18 protein-coding genes are annotated in these 17418 nt (G+C 62.3%); 11 read left to right on the top strand and 7 right to left on the bottom strand.

Features of this window, described 5'->3' with window-relative positions; genetic code table 11:
• Window positions 1–9: 9 nt before the first annotated feature.
• The 4 genes from BLW80_RS06905 to BLW80_RS06890 all read right to left on the bottom strand — a co-directional run bounded on the left by BLW80_RS06905 (window position 10) and on the right by BLW80_RS06890 (window position 4652).
• Entirely contained in the window at window positions 10–972 is a 963-nt protein-coding gene (locus BLW80_RS06905) for a DUF1775 domain-containing protein (protein WP_244528026.1), read from the bottom strand.
• Between the two features lie 44 nt (window positions 973–1016).
• Entirely contained in the window at window positions 1017–3233 is a 2217-nt protein-coding gene (locus BLW80_RS06900; protein WP_093757414.1) for a TonB-dependent receptor family protein, read from the bottom strand.
• 70 nt (window positions 3234–3303) lie between these two features.
• Window positions 3304–3651, bottom strand: coding sequence for a DUF2946 family protein (locus BLW80_RS06895; protein WP_139285788.1), 348 nt, complete (start codon window positions 3649–3651; stop codon window positions 3304–3306).
• Window positions 3652–3764: 113 nt separating this feature from the next.
• The gene (locus tag BLW80_RS06890) at window positions 3765–4652 is read right to left on the bottom strand and encodes a cation diffusion facilitator family transporter (protein ID WP_093757412.1); all 888 of its coding nucleotides are present in this window, start codon (window positions 4650–4652) and stop codon (window positions 3765–3767) included.
• A gap of 654 nt (window positions 4653–5306) precedes the next feature.
• On the opposite strand from BLW80_RS06890, the gene BLW80_RS06885 reads away from it, so the two are divergent.
• Complete coding sequence (locus BLW80_RS06885) at window positions 5307–5891, top strand: L,D-transpeptidase (protein WP_244528025.1); 585 nt, start codon at window positions 5307–5309, stop codon at window positions 5889–5891.
• 165 nt (window positions 5892–6056) lie between these two features.
• Window positions 6057–7118, top strand: a complete 1062-nt coding sequence (locus BLW80_RS06880; RefSeq protein WP_093757410.1) for a DUF2252 family protein — start codon at window positions 6057–6059, stop codon at window positions 7116–7118.
• A 21-nt stretch (window positions 7119–7139) separates the two neighbouring features.
• Here the strand turns inward: BLW80_RS06880 and BLW80_RS06875 are convergent, their stop codons facing one another.
• Window positions 7140–7880 (bottom strand): SDR family oxidoreductase, encoded by a 741-nt coding sequence (locus BLW80_RS06875; protein WP_093757409.1) that lies wholly within the window; start codon window positions 7878–7880, stop codon window positions 7140–7142.
• A gap of 121 nt (window positions 7881–8001) precedes the next feature.
• On the opposite strand from BLW80_RS06875, the gene BLW80_RS06870 reads away from it, so the two are divergent.
• The 3 genes from BLW80_RS06870 to BLW80_RS06860 all read left to right on the top strand — a co-directional run bounded on the left by BLW80_RS06870 (window position 8002) and on the right by BLW80_RS06860 (window position 11147).
• Entirely contained in the window at window positions 8002–8895 is an 894-nt protein-coding gene (locus BLW80_RS06870) for a LysR family transcriptional regulator (RefSeq protein ID WP_093757408.1), read from the top strand.
• Window positions 8896–8906: 11 nt separating this feature from the next.
• Window positions 8907–9794 carry a tRNA glutamyl-Q(34) synthetase GluQRS gene (gene gluQRS / locus BLW80_RS06865; RefSeq protein WP_093757407.1) on the top strand — a complete coding sequence of 296 codons (888 nt, stop codon included), beginning with the start codon at window positions 8907–8909 and terminating at the stop codon, window positions 9792–9794.
• A 90-nt stretch (window positions 9795–9884) separates the two neighbouring features.
• Window positions 9885–11147: an ATP-binding protein gene (locus tag BLW80_RS06860; RefSeq protein WP_093757406.1), complete on the top strand. Its 1263-nt coding sequence runs from the start codon at window positions 9885–9887 to the stop codon at window positions 11145–11147.
• Here BLW80_RS06860 and BLW80_RS06855 read toward each other — a convergent pair.
• Window positions 11074–11934: a YihY/virulence factor BrkB family protein gene (locus BLW80_RS06855; RefSeq protein ID WP_210269064.1), complete on the bottom strand. Its 861-nt coding sequence runs from the start codon at window positions 11932–11934 to the stop codon at window positions 11074–11076. The two genes, BLW80_RS06860 and BLW80_RS06855, sit on opposite strands and share 74 nt — an antisense overlap.
• Before the next feature lie 199 nt (window positions 11935–12133).
• Between BLW80_RS06855 and BLW80_RS06850 the strand changes: the two genes are divergently transcribed.
• From BLW80_RS06850 to BLW80_RS06830, 5 genes are all read left to right on the top strand, one after another.
• Window positions 12134–12328, top strand: coding sequence for a twin transmembrane helix small protein (locus BLW80_RS06850; RefSeq protein WP_068730376.1), 195 nt, complete (start codon window positions 12134–12136; stop codon window positions 12326–12328).
• Window positions 12329–12361: 33 nt separating this feature from the next.
• Window positions 12362–12934: a cob(I)yrinic acid a,c-diamide adenosyltransferase gene (locus BLW80_RS06845; protein WP_089267625.1), complete on the top strand. Its 573-nt coding sequence runs from the start codon at window positions 12362–12364 to the stop codon at window positions 12932–12934.
• Between the two features lie 138 nt (window positions 12935–13072).
• On the top strand, window positions 13073–13822 hold the full coding sequence (locus BLW80_RS06840) for an electron transfer flavoprotein subunit beta/FixA family protein (protein WP_093757405.1): 750 nt from the start codon (window positions 13073–13075) through the stop codon (window positions 13820–13822).
• Window positions 13822–14757: an electron transfer flavoprotein subunit alpha/FixB family protein gene (locus tag BLW80_RS06835; protein ID WP_093757404.1), complete on the top strand. Its 936-nt coding sequence runs from the start codon at window positions 13822–13824 to the stop codon at window positions 14755–14757. The genes BLW80_RS06840 and BLW80_RS06835 overlap by 1 nt, the downstream gene beginning before the upstream one ends.
• A 167-nt stretch (window positions 14758–14924) precedes the next feature.
• A complete protein-coding gene (locus BLW80_RS06830) occupies window positions 14925–15806 on the top strand; it encodes a 3-hydroxybutyryl-CoA dehydrogenase (protein WP_089267834.1) in 882 nt (293 codons plus the stop codon).
• A 233-nt stretch (window positions 15807–16039) separates the two neighbouring features.
• Here the strand turns inward: BLW80_RS06830 and BLW80_RS06825 are convergent, their stop codons facing one another.
• Window positions 16040–16423 (bottom strand): tautomerase family protein, encoded by a 384-nt coding sequence (locus BLW80_RS06825; protein ID WP_093757403.1) that lies wholly within the window; start codon window positions 16421–16423, stop codon window positions 16040–16042.
• A 109-nt stretch (window positions 16424–16532) separates the two neighbouring features.
• On the opposite strand from BLW80_RS06825, the gene BLW80_RS06820 reads away from it, so the two are divergent.
• Window positions 16533–17384 carry a LysR family transcriptional regulator gene (locus tag BLW80_RS06820; protein WP_089267621.1) on the top strand — a complete coding sequence of 284 codons (852 nt, stop codon included), beginning with the start codon at window positions 16533–16535 and terminating at the stop codon, window positions 17382–17384.
• The last annotated feature ends 34 nt before the right edge of the window (window positions 17385–17418 follow it).

The following is a 17418-nucleotide window of genomic DNA, read 5'->3' as shown; positions in this document are numbered from 1 at the left end:
TCGACGTGATCAGTGCGCGTGTCCGCCGCCGGCCGGTGCCGAGGCGCCGACGGCGTTGACGTCGAGTTCGATGTCCACCTTGCCGGCCTTCTCGAATTGTAGCTGGACTTTCACCTTGTCGCCCTTGGCGAACGGCTTGGCGAGATCCATCAGCATCAGATGATAGCCGCCGGGCTCGAGCTTCACGGTGGCGCCGGGCTTGATCTCGAGTCCGTCATTGAGTGGGCGCATCTTCATCACGCCATCGGTCACGCTCATCTCATGCACTTCGATGCGGCTGCCGCCGGTGAATGTGCCACCGAGCAGCTTGTCGCTGGTCTTGCCGTTGTTGGTGATGGTGAGATAGCCGCCGGCCACCTTGGCCGCGGGCGGTGTGGCACGCGTCCAGGGCGTCATGATCATCAGGTCGCCCGCATGGACCATGCCGGCCATCTGCGCCATTGCATCATGTGGTGATGCCGCGGCAAGGCGTATAGCTGGCGCCGGTGATTTCAGGCTGTGCGGATCCTGTCCTGCGGCCGGGATCTGCGCCCAGTCTTCCGAGCCCTGCTCGCAGCTCTGCAGTGTCGGCACATACAGCGGTGCATCGGCCTTCAATGCGGCAGGCAGATAGGCCGAGAATACGAACTCGTCATAGAAGTCGTTGTCGAGCTTCCCGGTCCACGTGATTTCCTTGACGCCCTCCGACGCCTTCATGCCGTGCATGAAATCGTAGGACTGCGCATAGGCGCCTTTCTTCACGGCGACGGTCCAGCCCGGCTTCGGCATCGGCTTCACCGCGATCATCCCTTCTGGAATCTGCACGGTGATCTTCGTCGTCGGCGAGGCACCGCAGCCATGCGGCACGGCGAGCACTGCGCGATAGGAGCCGCCGACCGTGGCCGGACCGCTCTGCACGAAGACATGGGCATAAGCAGGCGATGCCACTGCGCCCAGCGCAGTGAGAAGCAACAGCATGGAGCGGTTGGTCATGGAACGTCCTTTCGTGGATTGAAGCATAGCGGAATTCGTCATCTTCACCACCTCGCCTTGACGCCGGCATAGATGGCGCGGCCGGTGCCGGGTTCGAACAGCGGCGATGTCGCCGTGGCCTGATTGAGGATGCTGGCGGAGGCGATGTAGCGGGTGTCGAGTACGTTGCGTGCTTCGATATAGCCCGAATATGTGCCGCCATTGTCGACGCCGGCTTTCAGGCCGAGCAGCGCATAGGGTTCGGTCTTCAGCGTATTGGCGCTGTCGACATAGTAAGCTTCCGGCACCCATTCGAGATTGGGGCCGAGATAGAACCCGTTGGCATGTTTGTAGAGCAATTCCGCGCGCAGATAGTGCCGCGGCGCGCCCGGCAGCAGGTTGTTGCCGAAAGTCGCGTCATTGTCGAAGCGGAAGTCGTTGAAGGTGTAGGCCATGTTGAGCCAGAGCTTGTCCGGCAGCGGTCCCGCATCGAACATGCCCTTGAACACGGCGATGCCAAGGCCGGCCTCTATGCCCTGATGGATGGTACGATCCGCATTCGAGACGTTGCAGCTGCCGTTGGAGCTGTAGATGCACTGCAACTCGTCCCTGATTTCCGCCCGGTAACCAGTTAACTCCCAAGTCAGGTCAGGACGTCGACCGCGGGTGCCGATCTCATAGGTCGTTGCGCGCTGTGGCCGGATGCTGGTGAAGGGGATCATCGGATTGTTCGCGCCCGAACTGTCCCTGCCAGACACGCTCTCGCCGAAGCTCGGGACTTCGGCACTGCGCGAGACATTGGCATAGGCTTGCCATGTCGGATCGATGTTCCAGAGCAATCCGCCCTTAGGGCTCCACAGGTTGAATTCGGTCGAGCCTGATCCGTCGACCCCATTGGGCTTCAAACGATCCTGTCTGTCGCGCGTCGCATAAAGGAATTGCGTGCCACCAATGACAGCGACAGTCGGCAGGAAATAGAACGAATTCTCAGCATAGACCGAGGTGTTCTTCGATCGATCGATGGACGAGAATGTCAGCGCGCCCTTCTGGCCCGCGACATTGACATACTGGTTATTGTCGATCCGGCCGTTGATGACATTCACGCCGGCGACGAACACGTTCCGATAGCCGCCGATATTGCGGTCGTCGGTGACCTTCGCGAAGCCGCCATAGTCCTGATAGCTGTAATCCAGATACTGGAAGATGGGATGCATCAGGTGGCGGTCGACGCCGAAGACGCCAAAGTCGATCGTGGTATTGTCGAGCCGGATGGTGGTTTTGTTGGCGAGGCGCACCGTGTCGATATTGCGCTGCTGATCACCGGTGAGGTTGCTGGCCGCCGCGGTGGTTGGCGAATTCAGCGCGCTGTCTTTGCTGACCGAGCCGGGAATGCGCTGCCGCACGCTGTTGGCATTGAGATAGAAGCGGGTCTCGAAATCCGGAGAGAACTGGTAGCCGACATTGCCGCTGACGCGCGTGGCCTCGCCATTGCTGTGATCGCGGAAGCCATCGGCGGATTGCGTCGAGGCCGTGATGAAACCGTCCCACGGACCATTGGCGCCGCCGGTGTTGGCCTGCAGGCGACGGAAGCCGAAGGCGCCCATGTCGACCGACGCGCCGTTCGGAAAAGGATCGCGGCCAGTGGGCGTCACGAAATTGATCGCGCCGCCGAGCGAATTGGCGCCGAAGCGCAATGCGTTGCCGCCCTTGAACACCTCCACATATTTATAGGCGGTCGGGTCGATCTCCTGGAAATCGCCATAGCCGTCGGCGGTGTTGATCGGGATGCCGTCCATATAGAGCTGCACGCCGCGCAGATGGAAATTGCGCGACAGGCTTGATCCGCGGATCGACAGGCGGGTGTCGTCGCCCCATTTCGGCTGCGCGAACACGCCCGGCACATAATCGAGGATGTCCTTGATGGTGTTCGACGGCGTCGACGTTCGCCACGCATCCGCCGTCACCAGCGCGACGCCGCCGGGCGTCTGCTGGATCTCGCGGAGTGCCTGCTGCGCGGTGAGCACCGTAAGGGCCCCTGGGACGGTCGGGGCCTGCGCGCCGACAGATGCTGGCGTTGCCGCAGGGGTGTTGCGGGCCGTACGGGCGTTTGGCGCCGCGTTGCGTGGCTTGCGCACGGCAGTGGCGCGCTGCTGCGCGGGCGCATCGACGGTGACCGCCGGAAGCGATGTTGAAAGGGCCGATTGGGCCGACACCGCGCCTGGAACAAGCGCAGCCGCGGATGCGAGCAGGACGCTGCGCAGCCGCATGGAAACGGATAGCATGGGGAAAACTCCACCGGGATTGAACTGAGCAACGCGCGCGCTGATGCGCGGCGTCTGACGGCGTGGAACGTCAGCTCAGGCGCGGTGGCGCGCGGGCCCGGTGGTCGGAGGTCGCGGCTTCCGCGACGATGCGATCGTCGAGGGCGGCCACGGGAGCGATCGCGATGGCGATGCGCGAGACGAGGAAAGTGGCGGAGGCAGGCGGGGCACCCGGCGCATGGGTGCCGACGCAGACCGGGCAATGCACCGCAGGTGCGCCTGACGTCTTGCCGGTGTCATCAGGGGATGCGGCAAGGTCGGGATGGGTAAGGCAGAGCTCGAAGCCTGCGGCCTGCGCAGTCGGCGAGATCGCAGCGAGCAACAGGCTGGACAGCACGACATTGAGCACAAGCGCATAGGCAGCGGCTAAAGATGCCACGGCCCCAAACCAGCGTTTGCGCGAAACATGTGTCACGGGAACGATCCTCGCCTCCCGATTAACACGGGGGCGGAACCTGTCAAAGCCGTTCGTGGAGCGAAGTTACCCGAAATCTAGAGAACGACGATGCCGGAATGCTTGGCCTTGTCGTCGGGTTCGACATGGATGGTGATCAGCGCTTCGCCGATCTCCTGACGGATCGCGGTCTCGAGCTTGTCGCAAATGTCGTGCGCGGCGCTCACGGTGGTCGATCCTGCCACCACCAGATGGAAATCGATAAAGGTCATGCTGCCGGCGCGGCGGGTGCGCAGGTCATGCGCCTCGATCGCGCCGTCGGCATGGGCCGATATGGTCTGCTTGATACTCGCGAGCATGGCTGGCGGAATTGCCTCGTCCATCAATCCGCTGAGCGATTCCTTCATCAGGCCCCAGCCGGCCCACAGGATGTTGAGCGCGACGAGCGCCGCAAGGATGGGATCGAGAATGGCGATGCCCGACAGTGCCGCTACTCCGACGCCGCCGAGAACACCGATTGAAGAATACACGTCGGACAGCAAATGGCGGCCGTCTGCTGCCAGGGCAGGCGAGCGGTGGATGCGACCTTGCCTGATCAGCACCCATGCCCAACCTGCGTTGATGACGCTTGCCGCTGCGTTGACGAGTAGTCCGAACCAGGGGGCTTCGACGAGGCGCGGCGTCAGATAGCTTTGATAGGCTTCGCGCAGGATCAGGATCGCGGCGAGCACGATCAGCACGCCTTCGAGCACGGCCGAGAAATATTCAGCCTTGTGGTGCCCGTAGGGATGATCGTCGTCTGCCGGTTTCGCGCTCAGCGTGGTCGCAAGCAAAACGACGATGGCCGTCACGACATTGACGATGCTTTCAATCGCATCGGACAGCAGTGCGACGCTGCCAGTCAGATAATAGGCGGCGTATTTCATACCGAGGACCAGCAGGCCAACGGCAATGCTGCCTTGCGCAAGACTGCGAACGCTTGTCATCTGAAAATCTCGTTGGGGTAACGCGAAGTCTCACGCGGCTGTGTGCTCTAATATGCCGATCACAACGATGCAAGCCGTGAAATCCAGCTGCAAGTGCTTCGCATTATAAGGCGCGTGTACTCGTCGAGCAGGTCGTCCTCCCAATGGACATGATATCGATCTCGTCATGCGCGTGGCATTTGTAGCGGTCGTCCGCGCATTGATAGTTGCGGGACGACATCGTGCTGGATCGTGTCGTCATGGCGCGGTTCTCAATGTCGTCGGCCTCAACAAGCCCGGAGGGACCATGGTGGAGCGCTTCGGCGCGCGTCGGCGGGCATCGCGGCGGCGGCGGTTCCATGGGCAGGTTTGCGCTGCGCGCCGGCCGACCCTCAAAGGCGATCGATCAACCTGAGGTTATTCGTGAGCCTGCGCGGCTGTGGCGCGATCACCACAGCGGGGCGCAAAGTGCAGCGCAGAGCTGTTCTATGAGCGAAATGACACGCTGTTGAGCCTGATTTGATCGCTCAGCCCTGTATGAGGTGCGGGTCGTCCGCGTTGGACGCGTTGCAGCAAGGGTTGGGAATGACAGGTTTTGGTGGATCACGCGGGCTGCGCCTTCTGGCGCTTTTGATGTTGCCCGCTGTGCTGGCAGGGTGTGCAAGCAGCGGGGGGATGGTGTCGTCCACCGGCTTTGGCGGTCCGTCCGCCAGCTATGCCGAGTTGAATGACGGCGAGCACACGCTGCCGGCCATCGACGTCTCCGGAATCGATTCGGCGATGCTGCGTCAGCGCGTCGCTTACCGCACCAAGGAGCCCGTCGGCACCATCGTGGTCGATACAGCCGCACGGCATCTCTATCTCGTGGAAGGCGATGGCAAGGCGATGCGCTACGGCATCGGCGTCGGCAAGGCCGGCCTCGCTTTCGCCGGCGCTGCCGTGATCAAGCGCAAGGCCGAGTGGCCGCATTGGACCCCGACGGAAAACATGATGAACCGCGAGCCCGCGCGCTATCGCAAGATGGCGGGCGGCATGGAGGGCGGCATCGATAATCCGCTCGGGCCGCGCGCGATGTATCTCTATCAGGGCGACCGCGACACCATGTTCCGCATCCACGGCACCACCGAGCCCGAGACCATCGGCCATGCCGTCTCCAGCGGCTGCATCCGGCTGATGAATCAGGACGTCGTCGATCTCTACAATCGCGTGAAGATCGGCAGCCGCGTGGTGGTGATCCAGAGCGGCCGCGCCGAGTCCTGAGACGCATCTTTGACCGAGAATTCAAAACGCCGGGTGTCTCTGATACCCGGCGTTTTGCGTTCGGCGCTGCGAATTTTGCCGTAGCCGGTTTCGTTGCACCGTCTTATGGTGCAACCTGAATTCAATACATCTTTTGATTGTTTTTTTAGCGACCGCTAGGCCCAGATGTCTTTCCGCGAAGATAACAGTGCGTATGAGGGTTGGCTGCGTGGCCAGTGCGACGTCGTGGAAAAGGACCTCAGGCTCAAACACAGGCTGATGCGGGAGGATTCCTTCGTCTTTTTGCGTGGCACGTATTTTCGGTGGGCAAGGAAGATCGAAGAACTCTGCCCGACTTTATGTGACGCGCCGCATGTCCTCTGCGTCGGGGACGTGCATCTCGAGAATTACGGGACCTGGCGCGATGCCGAAGGGCGTCTCGTATGGGGCATCAACGATTTCGATGAGGCGGCGAAGATGCCGTATCTGTTCGATCTCGTTCGGCTTGCGACCAGCGCGCTGCTTGCGCCGGGCATGAGACTTGGGAGAGCGGCAATCTCGCGTGCCATTCTCGCCGGCTACCGCAAGGGTCTGGCCGATCCCCATCCGGCTTTATTGGATCAACGCGAATTCTGGATGCGGCCCTATGCCGTTCGCGTGCGCAAGAAGCCGGCGAAGTTCTGGAACGAGGTGAAGAAGTATCCGACCGCCAAGCCGCCTGCAAAGGTCGTCCATGCACTGAAAAAGTCGCTGAAGGGCGCAACGATCGAGAGATTTGGCAGCCGTGTCGCGGGCACCGGCGGCCTCGGACGGCCACGATACGTGGCCGTCGCCACTGCGGAAGGGGGTTTCTGCCTGAGGGAGGCAAAGGCGCTCGTCCCTTCGGCTTGGCTGTGGGCGCATGGGTCAAAATCCAGAGTCTCGCATCTTTACGCTCTGGCATTTGGACGCTATCGCGCGCCGGATCCGTTTCTGGCCATTGACGGCAAGTTCGTGATCCGCCGGCTGGCGCCGGATTCCCGCAAGATTGAACTCGGCAAGAGTCCGGGCGCCGAGCTGGCCAAACTGACCACGCAGCTATTGAACGCGATGGGGCAGGATCTCGCTGCCATTCATGTCGCGAGCAAGATCGGCGCAAAAGCGCTGCGCGCCGATCTCAGGAAGCGCCCTCCGGGATGGCTCGGAAAAGCCGCCATGACCATGTTGGAACTGGTGGAGAGCGACTACCGCGCCTGGAAGAAGAAATGACGCGCGGCAGCCGCTCCGATCTCACACAAGCCCGCCATTGGCGCGCAGCACCTGGGCGTTGATCCAGCCGCCTTCAGGGCCGACCAGGAAAGCAACGGCATTGGCGATGTCTTCGGGGGTGCCGAGACGCTCCATTGGTGTCGCCTTGGCGAAACGCTCGATCAGTTCCGGTGACTTGCCATCGAGGAACAGGTCGGTTGCGGTCGGGCCGGGTGCGATGGCGTTCACGGTAATCGAGCGGCCCCGCATCTCCTTGGCCATGATACCCGACATGGTTTCGACCGCAGCCTTGGTGGCGGCATAGATGCCGTAGCTCTCGAGCTTGGTGCCAACGACTCCCGTGGAGAAGTTCACGACCCTGCCCCCGTCGCGCAGCCGCTTCGCCGCCTCGCGCATGGTGTTGAATGTGCCTTTCAGATTGACCGCGATCTGCTGGTCGAACGACGCATCGTCGGCATCGGCGAATTTCGCCAGCTTCATGATACCGGCATTGTTGACCAGTACATCGACGCCGCCGAAGGCTGCTTCCGCTGCATCGAACATCCCGCGCACAGCGGCGGGATCGCTGACATCGGCCTTGGCGGTCAGCGCGCGGCCGCCCGCGGCTTCGATCTTTTGCGCGACCGCCTCGGCCGGCGCGGCATTGCCGGAATAATTGACGATGACCGTGAAGCCGTCGCGGCCCAGCCGCTCCGCGATGGCGGCGCCAATGCCGCGTGAGGCGCCGGTGATAATAGCTACCTTATTGGTTCCGTTTGCCATTTTCGTTCTCCTCGGTGTGGTGAGCAGCGGTGCCGCTCTGATAGGAGAAATCTAGGCCATTCCATTTTCCGGATAATGATGCATTATCTGGCATCACAATTCGGATTTAACGAACAAATAGATGGACCGTTTCGAGACGATGCGGGTGTTCACCCGGGTGGTGGAGCGGCGCAGCTTTACGGCGGCGGCGGCGGATCTCGGCCTGCCGCGTTCGACCGTGACCGATGCCGTCAAGCAGATCGAGGCGCGGCTCGGCGTGCGGTTACTTGAGCGCACCACGCGGCTGGTGCGGCCGACGCTGGACGGCGAGGCCTATCACCGGCGCTGCCTGACGCTGATCGCCGATCTCGAAGACGCCGAAAGCGCGTTCTGCGGCGCCAAGCCGAAAGGGCCGTTGCGGGTGGATATGAATGGCACGCTGGCGCGCAATTTCGTGCTGCCGCATCTGCCGGACTTTCTCGCCGAATATCCTGATATCCAGCTCTATCTCAGCGAGGGCGATCGGTTGGTCGACCTGATCCGAGAAGGCATCGACTGCGTGGTACGTGTCGGCGAGCTTCGCGACAGCGATATGGTGGCGCGGCGGCTGACCATGATGGACGAAGTCACCTGCGCCGCGCCGTCCTATCTCGCGCGCACCGGCGTGCCTTTGTCCATTGATGCGCTCAAAGGTCATCGCATGGTCGGCTATCACTCGTCGGCGACGGGCGCGGTGCTGCCGCTTGAATTTCAGGACGACGGCGCGTTGCGTTATGTCACGTTGCCGGTTGCGATCACGGTGAACAGTGCCGATAACTACGCGGCGATGGCGAAACTCGGCTTCGGTCTGGTGCAGGTGCCGCGTTATCGGGTCAAGAGCGAACTCGCCGGTGGCACGCTGGTGGAGGTATTGCCGCAACATCCGCCGACGCCGTCGCCGGTGTCGTTGCTCTATCCGCGCAACCGCCAGCTCTCGCCGCGGGTGCGCGTGTTCATGGACTGGCTGACGCGTGCTTTTGCGCGCGACCTCATTTAGTGAAACCTGCGATGGCTCCTGTTTTTCGCTTCGCGCCCAGCCCCAATGGTTATCTGCATCTCGGCCACGCCGCTTCGGCGCTGCTGAATTTCGATCTGGCGCGCGAGGCCGGTGGCCGGTTGTTGCTGCGGATCGAGGATATCGATGCCACGCGCTGCCGGCCGGAATTCGAGGCGGCGATCTACGAGGATCTTGCCTGGCTCGGCATCGCCTGGGAGATGCCGGTACGGCGACAGTCGCAGCATTTCGCCGACTACCGCGCCGCGACCGAGCGGCTCGCCGCCATGGGACTGCTCTATCCGAGCTTCGAGAGCCGCGCTGAGATCGCGCGCATGATCGCGGCCGAAGAAGCGAAAGGCTCATGGCCGCGCGATCCCGACGGTGCGCCTCTCTATCCAGGCATTGCCAGATCGTTGTCGCCGCAGGTCGTCGCCGAATTCAGACAGGCGGATGCGCCGATGGCGTTGCGGCTCGATATGACCAAAGCCATTGCGGCCAGCGGTTCGCTGACGTGGACCGAGCAGGGCGCAGGCCCGAGTGGCGAGACCGGAGCCGTTGTCGCGCAGCCAGGTGCGTGGGGCGATGTGATCCTGGCCCGCAAGGAAACGCCGACCAGCTATCATCTCTCGGTCGTCATCGACGATGCGTTGCAGGGCGTGACCCATGTGGTGCGCGGCCAGGATCTGTTCTGGTCGACCAGTGTGCACCGGTTGCTGCAGCAACTGCTCGGCCTGTCGCAACCGGTCTATCGGCATCATTTGCTCGTGCGCGATGGCACCGGTGCCAAACTGTCGAAGTCGACCGGCTCCACCAGCCTGCGTGAGTTGCGAGCCGGGGGCACTACACCAGCGGATATCCGCCGCATGGTCGGGCTACCTGACCCGTCTGCCGCAAGTTAGCCGCAAGAAATTCGCAAGCCGGACCAGGCCCGCGGCGTGACTCCGCGCGCCCCGCCGTGGCATGGTGCCGCCGGGACAGGTGGGCAACATATGGCGCTGACATCGCGCTCTCCGCGCAAGATGCGGACGCGCACCAAGCAAACGCTGAAAAAGCGCGTGGCAAAGAAGCGTGCGGCGAAGAAGCCTGCATCGAAGCCGCGCGCCAAGCGCAGGTCCCCGCGTGCCGATACGATGGTGGAAACCGCGCTGGCGGTGTTTGCCCATGAGGTGCGCACGCCGCTGACCGGCATTCTTGCGGTCAGTGATCTGCTGGCCACCTCCGATCTCGACGAGCGTGAGCGGCGCTGGGTCGAGACGATCAAGGCTGGCGCCGAACATCTGGCGGGTCTCGCGACATTGTTCGTCGATGCGGCGCGCAGCAACAAATCCAGATTCGAATTGCGGCAGGATTTCTTCGATCTGCGCGCGCTTGCCCGCAACATTGGCGACTCGCTCGCAGGCCGCGCGGCTGCCAAGGGACTGCTGTCGCGGGTCGTGATCTCCGACAGACTGCCGGTGTTCGTGATCGGCGATCCCGTGCGGCTGCGCGCGGCGCTGGAAAATCTGATCGACAATGCGGTGAAATTTACCGAGCAGGGCAATGTGGCGCTGAAGGTCTCGCCTGTGCGCATGGCGAGCAAGGTCGGCGTATCCTTCACCGTCTCCGATAGTGGCATCGGCCTCACGCTGGCCGAGATCAAGCGGCTGTTCAAACCGTTCTCGCAGGCCAATGTCTCGATCGCGTCGCGTTTTGGCGGTGCGGGCCTTGGCCTGTCGTCAGTCAAACAACTCGCTCGCGCCATGGGTGGCGACATCACTGTGGCGCAGAGCCGCGGTGGTGGGACAGTGTTCACGCTGACGGTCGGCCTCGACAAGACGAATGGTCCGATCGCCATCATGTCGAGCGCCGATGATGCTTCTTTTGCTCCGGGAGAAGCGCTGCGGGTCTTGAGCGTCGAGGACAATCCGTTCGGTCGTGTCGTGCTCAATGCCATTCTCACCGAACTCGGCCATCAGGCCGAGTTCATCGGTCGTGGCGAAGCAGCGGCGGAGCGCGTTGCGCAGGGCACGTTCGATGCGGTGCTCATGGACATGGTGCTGCCGGGTATCGATGGCGTCGAGGCGATCCGGCAGATCCGTGCGCTGAAGACGCCGCCTGGCCGCGTCGCGATCATTGGCGTGTCCGGTCGCAGTGAAGACGAAGCCGCATCGCGTCAGGCGGGCGCCGACGCGTTCCTGATCAAACCGGTGTCTCCGCGGGCGCTAGCGACTGCGCTGCTTGAAGCGAGACGCCGTGGGGCAGCCGCGACTTGATGATGGCGGCATTCAGTTCGCCGCCAAACACGAAGATCGCCGCAATGAAGTACAGAAACACCAGCGCGATGATCACCGATGCCAGGCCGGCATACATGGTGACATAGTTGTTGGCGAAGCGCGCGAGATAGAGGCCGAAGCCGATGCCCGACGCCAGCGACGCCAGCATCGTGAAGATGATGCCCGGCAGGATCTGACTGAAGGTGCGGCGGCCTGCCGGCAGCCACACATGCAGGATGAACAATGCGATCACCATCGCGACGATGGTGATGCCGTAACGCGCCACCGTCAGCAGCCGCTCGTTGTTCTCGACCATCAGCGGGACATAGCGCCTCACGATTTCCAGCATCAGCGGGCCGAGCACGATCAGGAACGCCATGGCGAGCGCGGTGACGGCAGCGACCAGCGTGTAGCCGATCGACTCCAGCCGCAGCCAGTACCAGCGCCGCAGCTCGATCACCGAGTATGCGCGGTTCAGGGCAACGCGCAGGCTCTCGACGCCGTTGGAGGCGAAATACACTGCGAGCACGAGACCGATGGTCAGCGCATCACCGCGGGTGGTGGTCAGCACGTCGTGGATCTGCGAGGACAGGGCGCCGGCCACCTGATCGGGCCAGACCTCCAGCAGCAGGCCGACGGCCTGATCGGCGAGGTTCTTGGAGCCGAAAAAGCCGGCCAGCGAGGCCAGCACGATCAGGAACGGAAACAGCGCCATCAGGGTGGAGAGGGCGATATGGCTGGCGATCGCCCAGCCATCATCGGCAAGAAACGTATAGAAGGCGTCCATCACGACATCGTAGACGGTGCGTATCTGCCCCACGTGCCACCTGGTTCGGGATCGGCCCGGCAAATCACCGGCCCTCATGTTAGCTTCTGATATCTAACGCGAAAAAGCCAGATCGTTGCATTGCGGCGCGCGCGTAACCGCTGTGCCATTTTGACGGTCGGCGATAGCGCAGCCTGTGGCGCAGTGTTATGTAGCTGATATGACGTCAACGCTCAGCAACATTATCCTCCCCATCGCGGTCGGCGCCGTTGCGCTGGTCCTGCTGCTTGGCCTGTTCAACATGATGCGCGGCGGCTCGCCGGATCGCTCACAGAAGCTGATGCGGTGGCGCGTGGTGCTACAATTCGTCGCCATTATCCTCACCATGGCCACCGTCTGGGCGATGGGCCGCTGACGCAAATTCCTTAACTGGCGCTGGATCAATTCGATGGTCGTTCTCAACCGCATCTACACCCGCACCGGCGATGACGGCACGACAGCTCTCGGCACCGGCGAGCGTCGGCCGAAATATGATCTCCGCGTCAGCGCCTATGGAACCGTGGATGAGACCAATGCGGCGATCGGCGTGGTGCGGCTGCATCTCGCCCATGCGCGGTCCCTAGATGCGATGCTCGGGCTGATCCAGAACGATCTGTTCGATCTCGGGGCTGATCTCGCGGTTCCGCAGCGCGAGGGTAAGGCCGAGCGGCTGCGCCTGCTGGCGAGTCAGGTCGAGCGGTTGGAGAACGATATTGACATGCTCAACGCGCCGCTGGCCGATCTGACCTCGTTTGTTTTGCCTGGCGGAACTCCTGCCGCCGCTCACCTTCACGTCGCCCGGACGATCTGCCGCCGTGCGGAACGGATCATAGTGGAACTCGCCGCTCAGCCCGATGAGCCGGTCTCGGATGCTGGTATCCAGTATATGAACCGGCTGTCGGACTTCCTGTTCGTCGCCAGCCGCTCGCAGAACGACAATGGTGCCGGCGATGTGCTCTGGGTGCCCGGCCAGAACCGGTAATTTCGGCTAAATCGGCTGGCCTAGAGACATTCGATTTTAGGGTCTGGCGCGTTGACCCCGTGTGGCAGGGGCTTTAGGTTCCGCGCCCAAGCTTCCGAGCAAGCTCTGAAACAATAAAACTCACACGAAAGAGGATCGATGAAGGTTCTGGTCGCGGTCAAACGGGTGGTCGATTACAACGTCAAGGTTCGCGTCAAGAGCGACGGATCGGGCGTCGAACTGTCCAACGTCAAGATGTCGATGAATCCGTTCGACGAAATCGCCGTCGAGGAAGCCCTGCGCCTGAAAGAGGCCGGCAAGGCAACCGAGGTGGTCGTGGTCTCGATCGGTCCCGCACAGGCGTCCGAAACCCTCCGCACCGGCCTCGCGATGGGCGCCGACCGTGGCATCCTCGTCAAGGTTGACGGCACCGTCGAGCCGCTCGCCGTGGCGAAGATCCTCAAGGCTGTCGCCGATGAGGAAAAGCCCGGCCTGGTGATCCTCGGCAAGCAGGCGATCGACGACGACGCCAATCAGACCGGCCAGATGCTGGCTGCGCTGCTCGGCTGGCCGCAGGCGACCTTCGCCAACAAGCTCGTCATCGAGGGCGACGACGTCACCGTGACCCGTGAAGTCGATGGCGGTCTGCAGACCGTCAAGCTCAAGGGACCGGCGATCGTGACTACCGACCTTCGTCTGAACGAGCCGCGCTACGCATCGCTGCCGAACATCATGAAGGCGAAGAAGAAGCCGATCGACGAGAAGACCGCCGATGGTTACGGCGTCGATATTTCTCCGCGTCTCGAGATCATCAAGACCAGCGAACCGGGCGGCCGCAAGGCCGGCGTCAAGGTCAAGGACGTCGCCGAACTGGTATCGAAACTCAAGACTGAAGCCGGGGTGCTCTAATGCCGACATTGCTGCTTGCCGATCACGACAACGCCACCCTGAAGGATTCCACCAACAAGGCGCTCACCGCTGCGACCCAGATCGGCGGCGAGGTGCACATCCTCGTTGCCGGCCAGAATGCGAAGCCGGCCGCGGAAGCTGCCGCCAAGCTGCAGGGCGTCACCAAGGTACTGCTCGCCGACGACGCGTCCTATGCCCACGACCTCGCCGAGCCGCTGGCCGCGCTGATCGTGTCGCTGGCCCCTGCCTATGACGTGCTGATCGCCGCTGCGACCACGCGCTCGAAGAACGTGATGCCGCGCGTCGCCGCCTTGCTCGACGTGATGCAGGTGTCGGAAATCACCAAGGTGATTGCGCCCGACACCTATGAGCGTCCGATCTACGCCGGTAACGCGATCCAGACCGTGAAGTCCAAGGACGCCAAGAAGGTCATTACGGTGCGTACCTCGACCTTCGGTGCAGCCGGTGAAGGCGGCAGCGCGGCGGTGGAAGATGTCAAGGCGGCCGAGAATCCGGGTTTGTCGACCTTCGTCGGCGAGGACATGGCCAAGAGCGATCGTCCGGAACTGACCTCGGCGAAGATCATCGTGTCCGGTGGCCGTGCCATGCAGAGCCGCGAGAACTTTGCCAAATACATCGAGCCGCTCGCCGACAAGCTCGGCGCCGGTGTCGGCGCCTCGCGCGCCGCGGTGGATGCCGGTTATGCCCCGAACGACTGGCAGGTCGGCCAGACCGGCAAGGTCGTGGCTCCGGAGCTGTATATCGCCATCGGCATTTCCGGCGCGATCCAGCATCTCGCCGGCATGAAGGACTCCAAGGTGATCGTCGCGATCAACAAGGACGAAGACGCGCCGATCTTCCAGGTCGCCGATTACGGCCTGGTCGCCGACCTCTACCAGGCCGTGCCGGAGCTGACCGAAGCACTCGGCAAGTAGAGGCCCGGCAGGCAAGGATTTGGCAAATAAGGCCTTGCTGAATTAGGGCTTTGCGCCTCAATTAACGACATCGGCCGGAGTGACTGACTCCGGCCGATATTTTATGTAAAGATAGCTTTCCGAACGCGGCATGCGCGGGCGGCGTGTTCCCAGAGATGACAAGCAAGATGGCGGTTATGATCAAGAAAGTCGGCGTGATCGGCTCGGGCCAGATGGGCAATGGCATTGCGCATGTGGCTGCATTGGGTGGCCTTGAAGTTGTGCTGAACGATGTCTCTGCCGACCGCCTGAAGTCCGCCATGGCGACGATCAACGGCAACCTGTCGCGTCAGGTGTCGAAGAAGGTCATCACCGAGGATGCACGCAAGGCCGCGCTGGATCGCATCACCTCGTCCGACACGATGGACGGCCTTGCCGATTGCGATCTCGTGATCGAATCTGCCGTCGAGAAGGAAGAGATCAAACGCAAGATCTTCCACGATCTCTGCGCCGTGTTGAAGCCGGAGGCAATCATCGCCTCCAACACATCGTCGATCTCGATCACGCGCCTCGCCGCGTCGACCGACCGTCCCGAGAAATTCATCGGCATTCACTTCATGAATCCGGTGCCGTTGATGGAGCTGGTCGAACTGATCCGCGGCATTGCCACCGATGACGCGACCTTCGATGCGTCCAAGGACTTCGTCACGAGGCTCGGCAAGCAGATCGCCGTCTCGGAAGATTTCCCGGCCTTCATCGTCAATCGTATTCTTTTGCCGATGATCAACGAGGCGATCTACACGCTGTATGAAGGCGTCGGCAATGTCGAAGCCATCGATGCGGCGATGAAGCTCGGTGCGCATCACCCGATGGGGCCGCTCGAACTCGCCGATTTCATCGGCCTCGATACGTGTCTGTCGATCATGCAGGTGCTGCATGAAGGCCTTGCCGACTCCAAGTATCGGCCGTGCCCGCTGCTGGTGAAATATGTCGAAGCCGGCTGGCTCGGTCGCAAGACCCAGCGCGGTTTCTACGACTATCGCGGCGAGAAGCCGATCCCGACGCGCTAAGACGAAGCGCTCGTCTTTTTTAAGATAGAACGCTGTCATTGACTGGCTTGACCCGGCAATCCACCTTTACGCATGCAAGGAAGAAGGATGACGACGGTGTGTGTGGTTGGCCTCGCGACCAAGTTAAATCAACATCCGCATCAGCTTCGTCACCGCCGGCAGCATCCCGACGATCATCGCCATGCCCATGCCGACTCCGCACAGATGCGCCATCAATGTCTCGCGCTGCGTAATCATGTCACGTACTGCGCCACGCCGTTGCCGAACGACCAGTTCTCGGGCAGCACTTCGACGAGGTTGATGAAGACGTCTTCGGGCCGCAGGCCCGGTCTGTCAGTCAACTTCTCGACGATCCGTTTGTAGAGCGCCTGCTTCTGCTCACGCGGACGAGTGTTACTCACCGTCAACTGGATGATGACCAGATCATCGGTCCGGCGAATGCCGAGATAATTCGGATCATAGATGAAAGTGCCATCCTCGTGCTCCGAGATGGTGACGAACCGGTCGCCCTCCGGGACGTTGAAGGTCTCGCGCAGCGCCTGATAGACGCCTTCGGCGATTGTCTCCCGATAGGCGGCGGGCTTGCCCTTCTTCAGTGAAATGCGAACCAGCGGCATGGTGGTCTCCTGTCGTTCAAATCCGATGCAGCAAACCTAATCCCATATTGATCATTGGAAAATCGTATGAAATAATATTTCAATGATGTCATATTGAAATGATTGGTCGATGAAAGCGCTCGATATCGAGGCCGTGCAGGCCTTCGTGCTGGTGGCCGATCTCACCAGCTTCACCCGCGCCGCCGAGGCGATGGGAAGCACGCAGTCGGCGATCAGCCTGAAGATCAAGCGGCTGGAAAGCGGGCTGGGCAAGCGCCTGCTGGAGCGAACGCCGCGGTTGGTGCGCCTGTCGGCGGAGGGGGCGGCTTTTCTGGCCTCCGCGCGAAATCTCGTCGCGGCGCATCAGTCGGCCATTGGCTCATTCGCTGCGGAGCGGCGGCGTCTCGTGGTGGGGATCAGCCATCATCTCGTCGGCGCCGATCTTGCCGACGTATTGAAACGCATGAGCGCGACCGATCCGTCCCTGGTGATCGAATTGCGGATCGAGTCATCGCGGGTCCTGCTGTCAGCCTATGACGCTGGCGATCTCGACGCGGCGATCGTGTTGCGGATCGACAGGCGACGTGGTGACGGCGAGGTCTTGATGGAAGAACCATTTGGCTGGATGGGCACACTGGATTTTCGGCACGCGCCCGGTGAGCCGCTGCGACTCGCGGCGCAGTCCGCACCATGTACGGTCCGTTCGGCGGCGATTGCGGCGCTCGATGGGGCTGGCATTCCGTGGACCGAAGCCTTCGTTGGCGGCGGCGTTGCGACCATCGGCGCGGCGATCTCCGCCGGTCTCGCTGTTGGTGCGCTAGTCCGCCGTGTTGCTCCCGCCGGCAGCATCGATCTCGGTCCGCGCCTCGGTCTGCCGAAATTGCAGGATGCCGAGACGATGCTGCATTCCAGCCTCACCGATGCGCGGGCGCGCGGCGCGCTGCGCACGCTGGGTGCGGCATTTCGGGCGAATGCCGGCTGATTGTTGCACCAGGTCAACATTCGTTAACCCCGCA

This window comes from Tardiphaga sp. OK245 (genome assembly GCF_900108575.1).
In the GTDB taxonomy this organism is placed as follows: domain Bacteria; phylum Pseudomonadota; class Alphaproteobacteria; order Rhizobiales; family Xanthobacteraceae; genus Tardiphaga; species Tardiphaga robiniae.
This window is presented reverse-complemented; position numbering and strand designations above follow the sequence as displayed.